Source organism: Desulfocurvus thunnarius, from assembly GCF_055390965.1.
Map to the genome: position 1 here is coordinate 3,115,541 of NZ_AP042411.1, position 14,914 is coordinate 3,130,454.

General features: G+C 69.9%; 11 protein-coding genes and 2 tRNA genes. 8 read left to right on the top strand and 5 right to left on the bottom strand.

The genetic code is table 11. The features are described 5' to 3' along the window. Positions 1-60: 60 nt before the first annotated feature. Complete coding sequence (gene rfbD / locus ACZ5KV_RS13700; protein WP_464239851.1) at positions 61-1,032, bottom strand: dTDP-4-dehydrorhamnose reductase; 972 nt, start codon at positions 1,030-1,032, stop codon at positions 61-63. Next, on the bottom strand, positions 1,029-2,051 hold the full coding sequence (gene rfbB / locus ACZ5KV_RS13705; protein ID WP_464239852.1) for a dTDP-glucose 4,6-dehydratase: 1,023 nt from the start codon (positions 2,049-2,051) through the stop codon (positions 1,029-1,031). The genes rfbD and rfbB overlap by 4 nt, the downstream gene beginning before the upstream one ends. Before the next feature lie 258 nt (positions 2,052-2,309). On the opposite strand from rfbB, the gene ACZ5KV_RS13710 reads away from it, so the two are divergent. Further along, positions 2,310-2,385, top strand: a tRNA-Val gene (locus ACZ5KV_RS13710). 94 nt (positions 2,386-2,479) lie between these two features. Next, positions 2,480-2,932, top strand: coding sequence for a tRNA (cytidine(34)-2'-O)-methyltransferase (locus ACZ5KV_RS13715; protein WP_464239853.1), 453 nt, complete (start codon positions 2,480-2,482; stop codon positions 2,930-2,932). A gap of 134 nt (positions 2,933-3,066) precedes the next feature. Here the strand turns inward: ACZ5KV_RS13715 and ACZ5KV_RS13720 are convergent, their stop codons facing one another. Beyond that, entirely contained in the window at positions 3,067-5,439 is a 2,373-nt protein-coding gene (locus ACZ5KV_RS13720; RefSeq protein WP_464239854.1) for a methyl-accepting chemotaxis protein, read from the bottom strand. A gap of 344 nt (positions 5,440-5,783) precedes the next feature. Between ACZ5KV_RS13720 and cbiB the strand changes: the two genes are divergently transcribed. From cbiB to ACZ5KV_RS13735, 3 genes are all read left to right on the top strand, one after another. Further along, positions 5,784-6,734: an adenosylcobinamide-phosphate synthase CbiB gene (gene cbiB / locus ACZ5KV_RS13725; protein ID WP_464239855.1), complete on the top strand. Its 951-nt coding sequence runs from the start codon at positions 5,784-5,786 to the stop codon at positions 6,732-6,734. Between the two features lie 171 nt (positions 6,735-6,905). Next, the gene (locus ACZ5KV_RS13730) at positions 6,906-7,232 is read left to right on the top strand and encodes a hypothetical protein (protein ID WP_464239856.1); all 327 of its coding nucleotides are present in this window, start codon (positions 6,906-6,908) and stop codon (positions 7,230-7,232) included. Between the two features lie 331 nt (positions 7,233-7,563). Next, a complete protein-coding gene (locus tag ACZ5KV_RS13735) occupies positions 7,564-9,450 on the top strand; it encodes a DEAD/DEAH box helicase (protein ID WP_464239857.1) in 1,887 nt (628 codons plus the stop codon). A gap of 261 nt (positions 9,451-9,711) precedes the next feature. On the opposite strand, the gene ACZ5KV_RS13740 is transcribed toward ACZ5KV_RS13735, so the two are convergent. Beyond that, the gene (locus ACZ5KV_RS13740) at positions 9,712-10,041 is read right to left on the bottom strand and encodes a carboxymuconolactone decarboxylase family protein (protein WP_464239858.1); all 330 of its coding nucleotides are present in this window, start codon (positions 10,039-10,041) and stop codon (positions 9,712-9,714) included. 509 nt (positions 10,042-10,550) lie between these two features. Continuing rightward, positions 10,551-10,627, bottom strand: a tRNA-Pro gene (locus tag ACZ5KV_RS13745). 318 nt (positions 10,628-10,945) lie between these two features. Here ACZ5KV_RS13745 and ACZ5KV_RS13750 point away from each other — a divergent pair. From ACZ5KV_RS13750 to ACZ5KV_RS13760, 3 genes are read left to right on the top strand one after another with little or no spacing between them, the layout of a single operon-like run. After that, on the top strand, positions 10,946-12,025 hold the full coding sequence (locus tag ACZ5KV_RS13750) for a protein-glutamate methylesterase/protein-glutamine glutaminase (protein ID WP_464239859.1): 1,080 nt from the start codon (positions 10,946-10,948) through the stop codon (positions 12,023-12,025). A gap of 53 nt (positions 12,026-12,078) precedes the next feature. Then, on the top strand, positions 12,079-14,007 hold the full coding sequence (locus tag ACZ5KV_RS13755; RefSeq protein ID WP_464239860.1) for a HEAT repeat domain-containing protein: 1,929 nt from the start codon (positions 12,079-12,081) through the stop codon (positions 14,005-14,007). Further along, positions 14,008-14,886 carry a CheR family methyltransferase gene (locus tag ACZ5KV_RS13760; protein ID WP_464239861.1) on the top strand — a complete coding sequence of 293 codons (879 nt, stop codon included), beginning with the start codon at positions 14,008-14,010 and terminating at the stop codon, positions 14,884-14,886. It abuts the gene before it with no gap. Positions 14,887-14,914 lie beyond the last annotated feature (28 nt).

Sequence of the window (14,914 nt, forward strand, 5' to 3'; positions counted from 1 at the left end):
TTGCGCAATGGGCGCCGCAGGCGCCGCCGGGCGTTTGGGGTGCGGGGTTCGGCCTTGTGACTAATCACGGCCCCGGGGGGTGTCAACCTTGGGCGGCGCGGCGGCGGCCGCTGCGGCTTCGCGGCCCGGGTGGTCCGGGTGCAGCCCCGGCTCGGCGGCCATTTCGCGCAGCACGTAGTCGCGCACGGCCTGGACCCAGGGCCGGGGCGTCAGGCCCGTGGCCTGGGTGAAGCGCGCGGTGGACAGGGCCGAATAGGCCGGGCGCTTGGCCCGCTGGGGATACTCCGCCGAGGTCACGGGCGTGACCGCGCAGGGCACCCCGGCCATGCGCAGCGCCTCGGAGGCCAGTTCGCACCAGCTCGCCTCGCCGGAATTGACCACATGGAAGACGCCGCGGGCGCCCTTGGCCACCAGGGCCAGGCTGTATTTGGCCAGGTCCGGCGTGAAGGTCGGCGAGCCCACCTGATCGTGGACGACGCTCACGCAGTTGTTCCTGCGGCACAGGTCGAGCATGGTGCGCACGAAATTCTTTTTGCCCGGGCCGAAGAGCCAGGCCGTGCGGATGATGATCAGCCCGGGCGGGTCCAGGGCCAGCAGGGCCTTTTCGCCTTCGAGCTTGGTGCGCCCGTAGACGCTCTCGGGGGCGGTGGGGTCGTCCTCGCCGTGCGGGGTGTCGGCCTTGCCGCCGAAAACGAAGTCGGTGCTGTAGTGGACCAGGGTCGCCCCGGCCTGGGCGCAGGCGCGGCCCACGATCTCGGGCAGCACGGCGTTCAGCCGCCGGGCCTCGTCGGGCTCGTCCTCGGCCTTGTCCACCTGGGTGTGGGCCCAGGTGTTGAAGACCGCGCGCGCCCCGCAGGCCTGGATGCGTCCGGCCAGACGTTCCTTGTCGAAGTCCTCGGCGCCGGGGCGCCCGGTGGCTTCGGCGCGCCAGCCCGCGGCCTCCAGGGCCGCGCACAGGGCCATGCCCAAAAGGCCCGTCCGTCCGCCCAGCACCAGGGCCGTGGGGCGTTCCTGCGTGTCGCTTGCGTTCATGACCTGTCCTTGTACCAGGCGTCCATGAAGCGGCGGTATTCGCCGCTCTGGATGGCCTCCACCCAGGGCTGGTTGTCGGCGTACCACGCCAGGGTCCGCCCGATGCCGCGCGCGAAGTCGTACTCGGGCGCAAAGCCCAGCTCGCGTCCGGCCAGGGAGTGGTCCATGGCGTAGCGCCGGTCGTGGCCGGGACGGTCCTTGACGAAGGTGATGAGCGATTCCGGCCGGCCCAGGGCGGCCAGGATGGTGCGCACCACCTCGATATTGGGCAGTTCGGCGCCGCCGCCGAAGTTGTAGACCGCGCCCGGACGGCCCTTGAGCAGGGCCAGCTCCACGCCCCGGCAGTGGTCGGTGACGTAGATCCAGTCGCGCACGTTGGTGCCGTCGCCGTACAGCGGCAGGGGCTCGCCGCGCCGGGCCCGGGCGATCATCAGCGGGATGAGCTTTTCGGGGAACTGCCAGGGCCCGTAGTTGTTGGAACAGCGGGTGATGACGGCGGGGTAGCCGTAGGTCTTCCAGTAGGCGCCGACGATGAGGTCCGCCGAGGCCTTGGAGGCCGAGTAGGGGCTGCTGGGGTCCAGGGGCGTGGCCTCGGTGAAGGCCGGGTCGTCCGGCCCCAGGGAGCCGTAAACCTCGTCGGTGGAAACGTGCACGTAGCGTTCGACCCCGGCCTGCATGGCGCAGTGCACGAGGTTCTGCGCGCCGCGCACGTTGGTGGTGATGAACGGCTCGGGGTCGGCGATGGAGCGGTCCACGTGGGACTCGGCGGCGAAGTTGACCACGGCGTCGATATGGTACTGCCTGAGCACGGCGGCCATGGCCACGGGGTCGGCGATGTCGGCGCGCACGAAGTGGTAGCGCCCGTCGCCGCGCGCCTCCAGCGGCGCGAGGTTGGCCCGGTTGCCCGCGTAGGTCAGCTTGTCGCAGTTGACCACCACGAGATCGTCGTGCCTGCCGAGCATTTCATAGATGAAGTTGGTGCCGATGAAGCCGCACCCGCCGGTGACCAGAAGTCGCATGCATGTTCCTCGATGTCTGTGATTTCAACGGGTTGCATGCAGCGCCGCCCCCCGCTGGCCCGGCCACAGTAGCCTAAAATCCGGCCAGGGCAAACCCCGGCGAGGCCTTGGGAAAAAATTGCGGCCCGGAAGAAAAAAGTCCTTGCCTCCCGCCTGCGGGGTTGCTAATAGCTTGCCTCCGCGCAGGGCACATCGGCGCCGGGTTCATCCGGCCCCTTGAAGCCCGGGGCGCGGGGTGCTACAAGCACCCGACACAGTGGGCGATTAACTCAGCGGTTAGAGTGCCATCTTCACACGGTGGAAGTCCCTGGTTCAAATCCTGGATCGCCCACCACCGAATGCACGAGAGGCAAGCCTTGCGGGGCTTGCCTCTCTTCTTTCCGGCGGCGCGCCGCGCCGCCCGCCGGGCCGCAGGGAGGCGCCGCGCCGTGGAACTGGTGCTGTTCGAGCCGGAAATTCCGCCCAACACGGGCAACGTGGCGCGACTGTGCGCCGCCGCCGGGGTGCGGCTGAACCTCGTGGAACCCCTGGGGTTTTGCCTGGACGACAAGCACCTGCGCCGCGCCGGGCTGGACTACTGGCCGCACGTGGACGTACACGTGCTGCCGCATTGGGAGGCCCTGGCGGCCCACGCGGCGGGGCGCAGGCTGGTGCTCTCCAGCGCCCGGCGCGGGGCGCGCTTCGACCGCTTCGCCTACCGGGGTGACGACCTGCTCGTCCTCGGCCCGGAGACGCGCGGCCTGCCCGAGGCCCTGTTCGCGGCCCATCCCGACCATGTGCGCATCCCCATCCGGGGCGCGGTGCGCAGCCTGAACATGTCCACCGCCGCCGGGGTGCTGCTTTATACGGCCCTGGCCGCCACGGGGCAGTTGCCGGACTGAGGCCGATCCGGCCCGACCCGGGGCCGCGCCTTTTACCCTGCGCTCCGTCCCACGATGAAAAAAGCGGCGACCCGTGCCCGGGCCGCCGCTCCCTGCGATTCTGTCGCGCGCGCCCCCCGCGCGCTTTTTTATGCCTAGGAGGCCAGCTCCTTCAGCCGCGCGGCCAGGCGTTCCAGTTCGTCCACGGCCTCGGCCGAGGCGCTCATGCCCTGGGCCGTCTCGTTGGAGATGCGGCTCATGTCGTCCACGGCCTGGGTGATCTCCTCGCTGGAGGCCGACTGCTGCTCGGCCGCCGTGGCGATGGACTGGACCTGCCCGGCGGTGGAGTCCACGATGCTCTGGATTTCGCGCAGGCGCTGACCGGACTGGTTGGCCTTCTCGGTGGAGCGGGCGATTTCGTCCACGGCCTGCTCGGTGGCGCCGATGGCCTCGCGGGCCCCGCCCTGGATGGCGCCCACGGCCTGCTCGACCTCCTTTGTGGCTGTCATGGTCTTCTCGGCCAGCTTGCGCACCTCGTCGGCGACCACGGCGAAGCCGCGCCCGGCGTCGCCCGCGCGGGCGGCCTCGATGGCGGCGTTCAGCGCCAGCAGGTTGGTCTGGTCGGCGATGTCGTTGATGACGCCGATGATCTGGCCGATGCCTTCGGCCTGGGTGCCCAGGGTGCCCATGCGCTGTTGCAGGTTCTTGATGCGCGTCTGGACCTCGGTGATGGAGGTCACGGCGTCGGCTACGACCTGCACGCCCTGGGTGGCGGTCTTGCTGGCGGCCGAGGCGTTTTCCGCCGCCGCCGAGGCGTTGCGCGCCACCTCCAGCACCGTGGAGTTCATTTCCTCCATGGCCGTGGCGGTTTCGGCGGCGCGGGCGCTTTGCACGTCGGCTCCGGAGCGGACCTGCTCGATCTGCGAGGCGACCTCGCCGAGCTTTTCGGCCAGGGTGATGCCCGCCTCCTGGATGTTGGCGTTGACCGTGCCGATGTGCTCCAGGTTCTTTTGCAGTTCGCGCTCCTTGAGGACCATGTCGGTGATGTCCTTGGCCAGCTCCACGGCGCCGCCGCCCGCCAGGGGCACGCGCACCAGGCGCAGGGAGCGCCGCGACTGGCCGGAGCCGATTTCCACCACGCGCTGGGCGTCGGTCGTGGCCTCGCGCGCGGTGCGGAAGGAGCCCTCGGGCACGCCGAACACGGCCGAGCAGCGCTGGCCGGTGATCCGCTCGCGGCCCTTGCCCGCGATGCGCACGGTGGCCTCGTTGGCGATGGTCACGCGCCCGGCGTCGTCCAGGGCGTAGATGGGGTCGGGCACGGCGTTGAGCATTTCCACGTAGCCCGAGTTCTCGCGCATGGACTCTTCGATGCGGTCCATGACCTGGTTGAACGTGGCGCAGAGCTGGCCGATTTCGTCCTGGGAGCGCACGTCGATGCGCGCCGAGAGGTCGCCGCCCGAGGCGCGGCCGGCGGCCTTGACCGCCGCGAGCACCGGGCGGATGGTCGCCACGGTGAACAACCAGGCCAGGACCAGGGCCACGGCCAGGGCCGCGCCGCCGCTCATGAGCCCGTATTTGACGAGCTGGCGGTCGGTGCCGTGGCGCAGGTCCGTGCCGGCCAGGGTGACCATGAGCGACCAGTCCCAGGGCTCGAAGCGCTTGACGTAGCCGTATTTGAGGCCGCCCAGGTCGTAGTCCACGAGGGTGGAGTCGGCGTCCAGCAGGAGCTGGCCGAAGGGGTAGTCCTTGAGGTTCTTGCCCACGATGGCGCGATCCGGGTGGAAGAGCACGTCGCCCTGGCTGTTGAAGACCACGCTGTAGCCCTTGCCCGCCACGTTGACGCTGCCCAGGAACTCGGAAAGCTGCGAGGTCAGGATCTGCCTGCCCACGTAGGCCACGGCGATGATGGCCCCCGAGGCGTCGCGCAGGGGTTTGTAGGCGGTGATGAACCAGTCGTTGACCACGAAGGCCTTGCCCCGGTAGGTTTCGCCGTTCATGACGGTCTTGTACACGGGGCTGTCGGCGGGGATGTAGGTGCCCGTGGCGCGGTTGCCGTCGAGCTTGCGCACGTTGGTCGACACGCGCAGCAGCTTGCCGTCCAGCACCTGGAAGATGGTCGCCGTGCCGCCCACGGTGGCCTGCACGTCGTCGACCACCGTGAAGTCGCCCGTGAGCGTCTGCCCGCCCGCCAGGAGGGTCGGGATGCTCACGGTTTCGGTCTGCTTGGTCACCTGGTTGGTGATGGTCATGGTCACGGGCCGGGAGCGGTCCAGCGCCAGGGCGCCGAAGCGGGCCAGCTCCTTTTCCAGCGAAACCAAGTCCGCGCTGACCTTTTCCTGGGTGATGTCGTTCTGCATCCGCAGGGTGCCCACGGCTTCGTCGGTGACGGTGCGCAGGGTGGCCTGGCCCAGTTCCCGGAGGGTGCCGTCCAGGCCGATGTAGCCCACCGTGCCCATTGTCACCACGGTGATGGTGACCATGACCAGGCATCCGATGATGATCTTCTTGCCGAAGGAAAGTCTGTTCATTGCAACCGCCATGGAAATAGGGTTCGTCCGGCCCGTGGCCGACATGCTCCGCTCGGTCCCAGTTTCCTTTGCAATCCCGGATGGTTCCTCCTGTGTCATGTCACGCTCCGCCCGCCTGCGGTGCAAGTATTCTGAGAGTGTGAGCATAACATGTTCTTCATTATCCTGTAAAGAAAAAGCCCTATCCCTCCCGCTTCGCAGGGGAAGTTGAGCATTTTCCGTTTCCGGACCCGGGTGGCGCCGGATGGGCGCCATGGCGCGGCGGGCTTGCACCCGAAGGGCCGCCGCGCTACACGGGCCTTGCGGTCCGTCCGGGCCGTGCAACCCGTTCCCCGGGGCTCGCCATGCCGCTGGTATCGTTGCTTTTACCGCCCCTGGCCGTGGGGCTGGACCTCGCCCTGGGCGACCCCCAGGGCTGGCCGCACCCCGTGCGGGCCATCGGCGCGCTGGTGGCCCGCCTGGAGGGCCCGGCCCGGCGCGCCCCGGGGCCCGAGCGGCTGCGCGGCGCGCTGTGCGTGCTCGTCGTCGCCGGGGCGGCGGGGGCGGCGGCCTGGGCCGCCACGGCCCTGCCCTGGGTCGGCTGGCTGGCGGGGCTCTACCTGGCCTACGCGGGGCTGGCCCTGGGGGCGCTGCTGGCCGAGGGCCGCGCGGTGCTGGCCCTGTTGGACGGCGGCGACCTGGAAGGCGCGCGCCGGGCCCTGGCCATGCTCGTCAGCCGCGATACGGCCCACCTGGACGAGGAGGGCGTCTGCCGCGCCCTGGCCGAAACCCTGGCCGAGAATCTGGGCGACGGGTTCACGGCGCCGTTTTTTTATCTCGTGCTCCTGGGGCTGCCGGGGCTGTGGGCCTACAAGGCCGTGAGCACCATGGACTCCATGTGGGGCTACCGCACCGAGCGTTGGCGCGGCCTGGGCTGGGCCTGCGCCCGGCTGGACGACGTGCTGGCCTTCGTGCCCTCGCGGCTGGCGGCCTTGGGGGTGATTGCTGCGGCGCGGCTGGCCTGGGGGCGGCGGGTGCCCGTGGGGGCGGTGCGCCGCGACGCCGCGCGCATGGCCAGCCCCAACGCGGGCTGGCCCATGGCCGCCGCCGCCTGGGCCCTGGGCGCGGACATGGGCGGCCCGGCCGTGTATTTCGGCCGACCCGTGGACAAACCGCGCCTGGGCCCCGGGGGCGGCGCCTGGACTCCGGCCCTGGTGCGGCGGCTCATGGGCCTGCTGCGCGCCGCCGGGCTGGGCGTGGCCGGGGCGCTGTGGCTGTGGCTGGCGGTGTGGGCCCTGGCCCGGCCCCTGGCCTGAGGGCACGGCGTTCCCGGGCCATGGTCCCCGGCCTCCGTGCCGTCTTTTTTTCGCGCGCGGCGGCCTTTCCGGCATCCGGTGTTGACACGCGCGCCCGGGGGCAATACATCGCAGGTGCTCCGGGGCGGACCCGGGCCCCCCGCGACATTTCCAGGAAACAGGACGACACGCATGCAGGAATTCGACGAATATCCCGAGTTCGAGTATCTGGCCTCCATCGAGGGCTTCCTGGTGCCCATTGCGCACATCAAGGCCATCGGCTGGGTGGAGAAGACCTTCCCCCTGCCCGACGAGCCCTACGAGGGCGACCAGTGGTACTTCCGCGTGCACCTGGACCAGCCCCTGGGCGACACCGGCGACGGCGTGGCCCGCGATCTGGCCGCCTTCTACCCCAGCGAGGAGGAGGCCGAGTCCGCGCGCATGCAACTGGCCGGAAGGGTCAACGATTTCTACAAGAACCAATTCGTGAACAGCATGTTCGGCGGCAAGCTGCACTAGCCGCGCGCTGGTTTTGCCCGTATTTTCCAGGCCCCGTGCCCGCCCGGCGCGGGGCCTGGGCGTTTTGGACGGCCCGCCCGGCCCGGAGCGGCGGCGCCGTGCCGGAGAGGATGCCCCCTTTACATTCCGGGGAAAGTGCGTAGATAAGACGCACCTCAGCGTGACCGGACACCAGCCTTCCGCCGCCCGCCTCCCCGCGCGCGGCCCCTGCGCCCAGCCATCGGCGGGCGCCCCTGAGAGTCCCGGAGCCCCACCAGTACCCCCGGCCCACGGGCCGCGCGACCCTCGTCACGCAGGATCGCCTTTTTCCCATCAACCATAGGATATTTTTGTGACTTTCGATTCCTTCGCCTTTGATGCGCGGATCGCCTCGGGCATTCGCGCCGCCGGGTACGCCGTGCCCACGCCCATCCAGACCCAGGCCATTCCCGTCGTGCTCCAGGGCCGCGATGTCATGGGCCTGGCCCAGACCGGCACCGGCAAGACCGCCGCCTTCGCCCTGCCCATCCTCCAGCGCCTGCTGGACGCGGGCGTTTCCGGACGCGGGCCGCTGCGCGTGCTGGTCCTTGCGCCGACCCGCGAACTGGCCGTGCAGATCCAGGAGACTTTCGTGACCCTGGGCGCCCAGACGGGCATCCGCTGCGCCGCCGTGTTCGGCGGGGTGGGCATCGTGCCCCAGGTCAAGGCCCTGCGCCAGTCCACCGTGGCCGTTGCCTGCCCCGGGCGGCTCATCGACCTCATGAAACGCGGCGACGCCGATCTTTCCGGGGTGGACGTGCTCGTCCTGGACGAGGCCGACCGCATGCTGGACATGGGCTTCCTGCCCGACATCAAGCGCATCCTGGCCAAACTGCCCACGCGGCGCCAGACCCTGCTCTTCTCGGCCACCATGCCCGAGGAGATCGCCACCCTGTGCCGGGGCATCCTGCGCGACCCGGTGCGCGTGGAGGTGGCCAACACCGCCCCGGCGGCCAGCGTCGGCCATGCGCTCTACCCCGTGCGCAAGCACCTCAAGGCCGCGCTGCTCGAAGCCATCCTGCGCGGCACGGAGCACGACTGCGTGCTCGTGTTCACGCGCACCAAGCACCGCGCCAAGACCCTGGCCCAGCAGCTCGAACGCAAGGGCTGGGCGGCGACCTTCCTGCAGGGCAACCTGTCCCAGAACCGGCGCCAGAAGGCCCTGGAAGGCTTTCGCAGCGGCGACTACCGCATCATGGTCGCCACGGACATCGCCGCGCGCGGCATCGACTGCTCGCGGGTGACCCACGTGGTCAACTTCGACATGCCCGACACCGCCGAGACCTACACCCACCGCATCGGCCGCACGGGCCGGGCCGAACGCAGCGGCGAGGCCCTGAGCCTGGTCACCGCCGAGGACGGGCTCATGGTCCGCTGCGTGGAGGGCCTGCTGGGCCGCAAGATCCGCCGCGTGACTCTGGACGGCTTCGACTACGACCGCGAAACCCAGGGTGCGCCCAGCCCCGTGGACGAGCGCGAGGGCCAGGAGCGCGGACGGCGCGGCGGCCAGCGCGGCGGGCAGCGGCCCGCCCGGGCGCCCAAGGCGGCCCAGGCCGCCCCGGCCTGGGGCGCGGCCAGCGAGCGCGACGACACCTATCACGACCCCGACGCCGGGGCCTCGCGCCGCGCCCGGGGCGAGAATCCGCGCCGCGACGATGCCCGGCCCAAGGGCCGCGACGGACGCGGCGGCCGGGGCAAGGCCGCGGGCAATGCCCAGGGCGCGTCCCGGGGCACCCGGGGCGGCGACGGCGTGTTCCCGGCCCTGGGCAAGAGCCAGGGCGGCGCCCGGGGCGAGGCCCGGGGCAACCGCGCGGCGGCCCCGGCCGGACGCCGCGACGACGACGCGCGCGGCAACCGCATCGATGCGCGCGACCACCGCGACGACGCCCGGGGCAATCGGATGCCCGTGCGCGAGACGGAGGGCAACCGCGCCGCGCGGACTGCGGGCCGTCCCGATTCCCGCGACGGATACGGGGGCCGCGACGGCCGCGATGGACGGACCGGGCGCGCCAAGGACGGCAACGGCCGCCCCGACGCCCGGGGCCAGCACCCGGCCAAGGCGGCCACGGGCCGTGGCCGCGACGACGACGCGCGCGGCAACCGCGCCCCGCGTGAAGGACGGGGCGGCGAGGGCGTCGGTCGCCCTGGCGACGACCGCCGCCGGGGCCGCGGGCGCGGCTCGCGCCCCGAGGCGCGTTAGAGGCCCCCGAGCCTGAAAAGGCAGCACCGCTGCGCGAGGGGAGGCTCCCATCCCGTGCCCCAAGCGGCGCGCAGACGGACCTTGCCCGCCGCGCGGCAGCGGGGCGGGCGGAAGACGCGTTGACCGGCACGCGCCGCGCTTGGCATATCTGGTGCGTTTGGCGCGCCGGTGTGCCGTGCGCCGGGGCCTGGAAAAATCGAGGCGGCCCGGGATCACTCCCGGGCCGCCTTCGTTTTTGAGCCTCCCGGCGTCGCGGGGGAGCTACTTGATGTTGGCCGCGATTTCGTCGCGCACGAGCTTCATGTAGGTCAGCTTGGGGCCGCCGCCCATGAGCACGGCCAGCCATGCGGCTTCCAGGATTTCCTCGGCCGTGGCGCCGGTTTTCACGGCGTTGGCCACATGCACGGCGATGCACCAGTCGCACTGGTTGGCCACGGCCAGGGCCACGAGCATGAGATTCTTGGTCTTGCCGGGAAGGGCGCCGTCGGCCTTGGCGGCCTTCATGAATTCCATGAATCCGTCGAACTGGGCGGGGGTTTCCTTCTTCAGGGCCTTCAGGGTCTCGTTGAATTCATCCAGAAGCTGGCTCATGGGGCCTCCTTGGGTTGTGGGTGGATGAGTGATCCCACGATAGCCCAGAGCGCCCGGCCCAGGCAATGATTTCAGCGGGTTGATTCCGAGCGCCGCGCCCGGGATTGCGCGACGCGCCCGGGCCTCCGGTTTCCCGGCGAACGAGCGCGGCGGCCCCTGCCGTCCGCACTCCCGGTCCCCGGTTCCCGCCATCATCGCGCGCCATCACGCGGCGCGAAGAAATCCCGCAAATCCGCGCACCCGGGGGCGTTGGGTGTGGCCGGAGGCGCAGGGAAGCCGATTCCGAAGTGCGCGGGCACCGGACCACCGCTCTCAGGTCGTCATGCCGCCCCCCGGCCCCGGGCTGAGGGGACCGCTCCATGCCAATTTCCCCGCGCGCTTACATTTCGGGCCAAATGAAGCGCCATCTTGTGCCGATTCACTCGCGCGCTTACAAAATCTTTGCCGTGTTAGCTGTTGTCATTCATGAAAAAAAGGGCTTACGCTTGCGCGTAAACCCTTGATTTTTCTGGTCGGGATGGCGTGATTTGAACACGCGGTCTCTGCGTCCCGAACGCAGCGCTCTACCAGACTGAGCCACATCCCGTAGCGAGGAGATGCTTCTATCCGAAGGGCCGGGGTTTGGCAACCCTTGGGGCGCGAATTTTCGCGAGGCGGGGGCGGGGCGGGCGGAGCGTTTCGGGGCGCGGGTTCCGGGGCGGGCGGGGCGGCCGCGGGCCGCGCGCCATGGGCCGGGCGGAAAATTTAGCCGTTGTCCTTCAGGGCCATTTTCATTAGAAGATGAGGGTGTCGGCGCTCTATCCCTCCGGAATGGAGTGTGCTAACCTAGAGAAAATCTAAAGCCCCCGGGCCGCACGGGGGTCCTGTGGCGGATGCGGCCGAGCGGACCAGAAAGGAGTAGCGAGTGGTAACGGTTGTCGTTGTTGACGATTCGGCCTTCATGCGCAAGGCCATCGCGACGATGCTCGAAAAGGACCCCGGGATCAAGGTCGTGGCCACGGCCCGCAACGGCGAGGAAGGCCTGGAGCTGATTCGCAGGCATCAGCCCGACGTGGTGACCCTGGACATCGAGATGCCCAAGATGGACGGGCTCACGGCCCTGCGGCACATCATGATGGAGATGCCGCGGCCGGTGCTGATGATCAGCTCCCTGACCACCGAGGGCGCCGAGGCGACCCTCAAGGCCATGGAGCTTGGCGCGGTGGATTTCATCCCCAAGCAGTTGTCCCGGGTATCGCTGGATATCATCAAGATCGAAGAGGACTTGCGGAACAAGATTCGCAGTCTGGCCGGGCGCAAGCTGCGGCCCATGAGCCCCCGGGTGCATGCCCCGGCGTCCGGCGCCGGAGGCGCGGCCCACGGCGCGCCCCCGGCCCCCCGCGCGGCGGTCACGCGGCCCAAAGGCGGCCAGCGGCGCGACGTGGTGGCCATCGGCGTGTCCACCGGCGGGCCGCCCGCCGTGCAGAAGGTGCTCGCGGCGCTGCCCGCCGACTTTCCGGCGGGCATTCTCATTGCCCAGCACATGCCCGCCGCCTTCACCGGGCCGTTTGCCAAGCGCCTGGACGGCGTGAGCAAGCTGGCGGTCAAGGAGGCCGAGCACGGCGAGCTTTTCCGGCCCGGAACGGTGTACATTTCGCCCGGCGGCAAGCACCTGCGCATCGCCCAGAAGGTCAGCCGCATCGAGATCGTGGTTTCCGAAGAGCCGCGCGAGGCGCTCTACAAACCCTCGGCCAACGAGCTGATGACCTCGGTGGGCGAGGGCGTGGGGCGCCGGGCCCTGGGCGCCATTTTGACCGGCATGGGCAATGATGGCATGGAGGGGGTGAAGGTGCTCAAGGCACGCGGCGGCAGGGCCCTGGCCCAGAGCGACGCCACCTGCGTGGTCTACGGCATGCCCAAGGCCATCGTGGACGCCGGGCTGGCCGACGAGATCGTGGACATCGACGACATGGCGGGCGCCCTGGTGGACGGCCTGTACGTCTGAGCCCGCGCGGCCAAGCGCGCCGCGGGGGCCACATTCCGGAGGGTGGAGAGGCTATGCAGGACTGCAAGAAGATCGTCGCGGCGTTGCAGGGCGGGGGGGACGCTTCGGACATCCGCGAGGCCGCGTGGCAGGCGGGGGAAAGCGTCTGCCAGGAAGCCGTTCCGGCTCTGGCCGGGCTTCTGGCCAGCGGCAACCTGGGCATTCAGGAGGCCGCGGACCAGGCCCTGCGGCGCATCGGCGGCAAGGCCACCGTGGAGGCGGTCATCCCGCTGCTGCGTTCCGACGAGGCCCCGGTGCGCAACCTGGCCATGGACATCCTGCGCGCGGTCGGCGCCCAGGACCTGCCGTCCCTGGTGGGCCTGCTGCGCGACGAGGACGCCGACATCCGCATCTTCGCCTCGGACATTCTGGGCTCCACCGGCAGCGTGGCCGCCGTCGGCCCCCTGGGCGAGGCCCTGCTGCGCGACCCCGAGGTCAACGTGCGCTACCAGGCCGCCGTGAGCCTGGGCGAGCTGGGCCTGAAAGACGCCGCCCGCTACCTGAACAAGGCCCTGGGCGACGAGGAGTGGGTCCAGTTCTCGGTCATCGAGGCTCTGGCCAAGATTCGCGACGACAGCTCCATCGGCGCCCTGGCCAAGGCCCTGCACAAAAGCTCCGACCTCGTGGCCTCCATGATCGTCGAGGCCCTGGGCGAGATGGGCAACGTCAAGGCCGTGACCATGCTCATGAAGCACCTGGACGCGGCCTCCACGGCCCTGCGTAACAAGATCTGCAAGGCCATCGTGCAGATTCTCGGCGGCAAATCCCTGAAACTCCTGAGCGAGGCCGAGCGCGAGCGCTTCGGCCAGTATCTGCTGGTGGCCCTCACCGACGAGGACGAGGCCGTGCAGGACGCGGCCATGACCGGCCTGGGGTTCGTCGGCGGCGAGAAGGCCTCGGCGGACGTACTGGCCCTGGCCGCCGCGCTGGACCCCGACCGCGACCACGACCGGCTGGTGCTGGCCGTGGAAGCCCTGGCGGGCATGGGCCCGACCCGGCCCCTGGAACAGGCCCTGGAGGCCGATGCCGTGCGCCCGGTGCAGGTCGTGGTCGAGGTTGCCCAGCGGCTGTGCTCCCCGGCCCTGTGCGAGGCCATGAAGGCCGCGTTCTGGAGCCGGGACCGCGACCTGCAACGCGAGATCGTCCAGGCCCTGTGCGCCTGCGCCCGCGCGGACGACAAGCCCTTTTTCCTGGAGGTGCTGGAGCGCCACGAGGACGGCACCGTGCTCAAGGCGGCCCTGGAATACCTGGGCGCCCAGGGCGGCCAGGACGTGGGCGACCTGCTGTTCGGCTTTTTGGAGCACCCCTACGACGACGTGAAGGAAGCCGCCCTGGAGGCCTGCGTGCACGTGGGCAGCCGGGCCATGGACGAGCGCTTCCGGGCCATGTTCGCCGAAGAGGACCCCGTGCGGCGGCTCATGGCCGTGTACGCCATGGGCAAGCTCGGCGTGGCCGGGCACGCGGACGAGATTCGCGCGGCCCTGGGCGACGCGGTGCCCGACATCCGCAAGGTGGCCCTGGAGGCCTTCGGCGATTCCTGCGTGGACATCGGCCAGTGGCTGCCCGTGATCCGCGAGCGGCTGCACGACGAGCACCGCGAGGTGCGCCTGACCGTGGTCGAACTGCTGGGCCACTGCGAGGGCGAGGAACTGCTGCCCTGCCTGGAAGAGGCCCTGGACGACGAGGACGATTGGGTGCGCGTGCGCGCCGTGGAGGCCCTGGGGCGGCGCGGCGCCGACGCCGCCGTGCCCAGGCTGGTGGAAATCGCCACCGGAACCAACACCCTGCTGGCCATCAAGGCCGTGGAGGCCCTGGGCGCCATCGGCGGCAAGACGGCCTTCCGCGCGCTGCTCGAGCTGCTGGGCGCCGAGGACCAGGAACTCCAGGCCGCCGCCGAGGACGCGGTGGCGCGCATCCAGGAGTCCGGAGAAGGGGAACTGTAGATGGCCTCGCTGTTCACCAAGACGATCTCCTTGAAAAAGGAGTTCACCATAGAACCTGAGGAGTTCTCGCAACTGCGGGACTTCATCTATGCCCAAAGCGGCATCTACATCGCGGACAACAGGAAATACCTGCTGGAAAACCGCCTGCGCAACCGCCTGAAGCAGCTCAACCTCAAGTCCTTCGGCGAGTACTACTACTATTTGCAGTACGACGCCGGGCGCAAGCAGGAGCTGAACAAGCTCTTCGAGGTGGTCACCACCAACGAGACGAGCTTTTTCCGCAACCCGCCGCAGCTCAAGGTCTTCCAGGACCACGTGCTCAAGGAGGTCGTGGAGGCCCAGCGCAAGGCCGGCGACCGCCGGGTGCGCATCTGGTCCGCCGGGTGCTCCACGGGCGAGGAGCCCTACACCATCGCCATCCAGATGAGCGAGGTGCTGGGCAGCGAACTGCCGGGCTGGAACGTGAAGATCACGGCCAACGACCTGTCCGAGGGCGTTCTGGCCTCGGCCCGGCGCGGCATCTATACCGAGTACGCCCTGCGCACCACCCCGCCGGAGATGGTCCGCAAGTATTTCGTGCAGACCGACGGCAACTACGCCATCCGCGAGGACCTGAAGCGCATGATCACCTTCGGGCAGATCAACCTGTCCGACCGCATGCAGCTCAAGCGCATCGAGCGCTCGCACATCGTTTTCTGCCGCAACGTGATCATCTATTTCGACGACGAGATGAAGAAGCGGGTCATCAGTTCGTTCTACGACAACCTGCTTCCGGGAGGCTATCTGCTCATCGGGCATTCCGAATCGCTGCACAATATTTCCCGTGCGTTCAAGCCGACGCACTATCCGGGAGCGATCATCTACCGCAAGGAGGAATAGCCCGATGAGCCTGAAAGGAGGACCGTGC

Excerpts from the sequence above, each read along its gene's own strand:
- rfbD (WP_464239851.1), bottom strand. The coding sequence starts at position 1,032 with ATGAACGCAAGCGACACGCAGGAACGCCCCACGGCCCTGGTGCTGGGC.
- rfbB (WP_464239852.1), bottom strand. The coding sequence starts at position 2,051 with ATGCGACTTCTGGTCACCGGCGGGTGCGGCTTCATCGGCACCAACTTC.
- ACZ5KV_RS13720 (WP_464239854.1), bottom strand. The coding sequence starts at position 5,439 with ATGAACAGACTTTCCTTCGGCAAGAAGATCATCATCGGATGCCTGGTC.
- cbiB (WP_464239855.1), top strand. The coding sequence starts at position 5,784 with ATGCCGCTGGTATCGTTGCTTTTACCGCCCCTGGCCGTGGGGCTGGAC.
- ACZ5KV_RS13730 (WP_464239856.1), top strand. The coding sequence starts at position 6,906 with ATGCAGGAATTCGACGAATATCCCGAGTTCGAGTATCTGGCCTCCATC.
- ACZ5KV_RS13740 (WP_464239858.1), bottom strand. The coding sequence starts at position 10,041 with ATGAGCCAGCTTCTGGATGAATTCAACGAGACCCTGAAGGCCCTGAAG.
- ACZ5KV_RS13755 (WP_464239860.1), top strand. The coding sequence starts at position 12,079 with ATGCAGGACTGCAAGAAGATCGTCGCGGCGTTGCAGGGCGGGGGGGAC.
- ACZ5KV_RS13760 (WP_464239861.1), top strand. The coding sequence starts at position 14,008 with ATGGCCTCGCTGTTCACCAAGACGATCTCCTTGAAAAAGGAGTTCACC.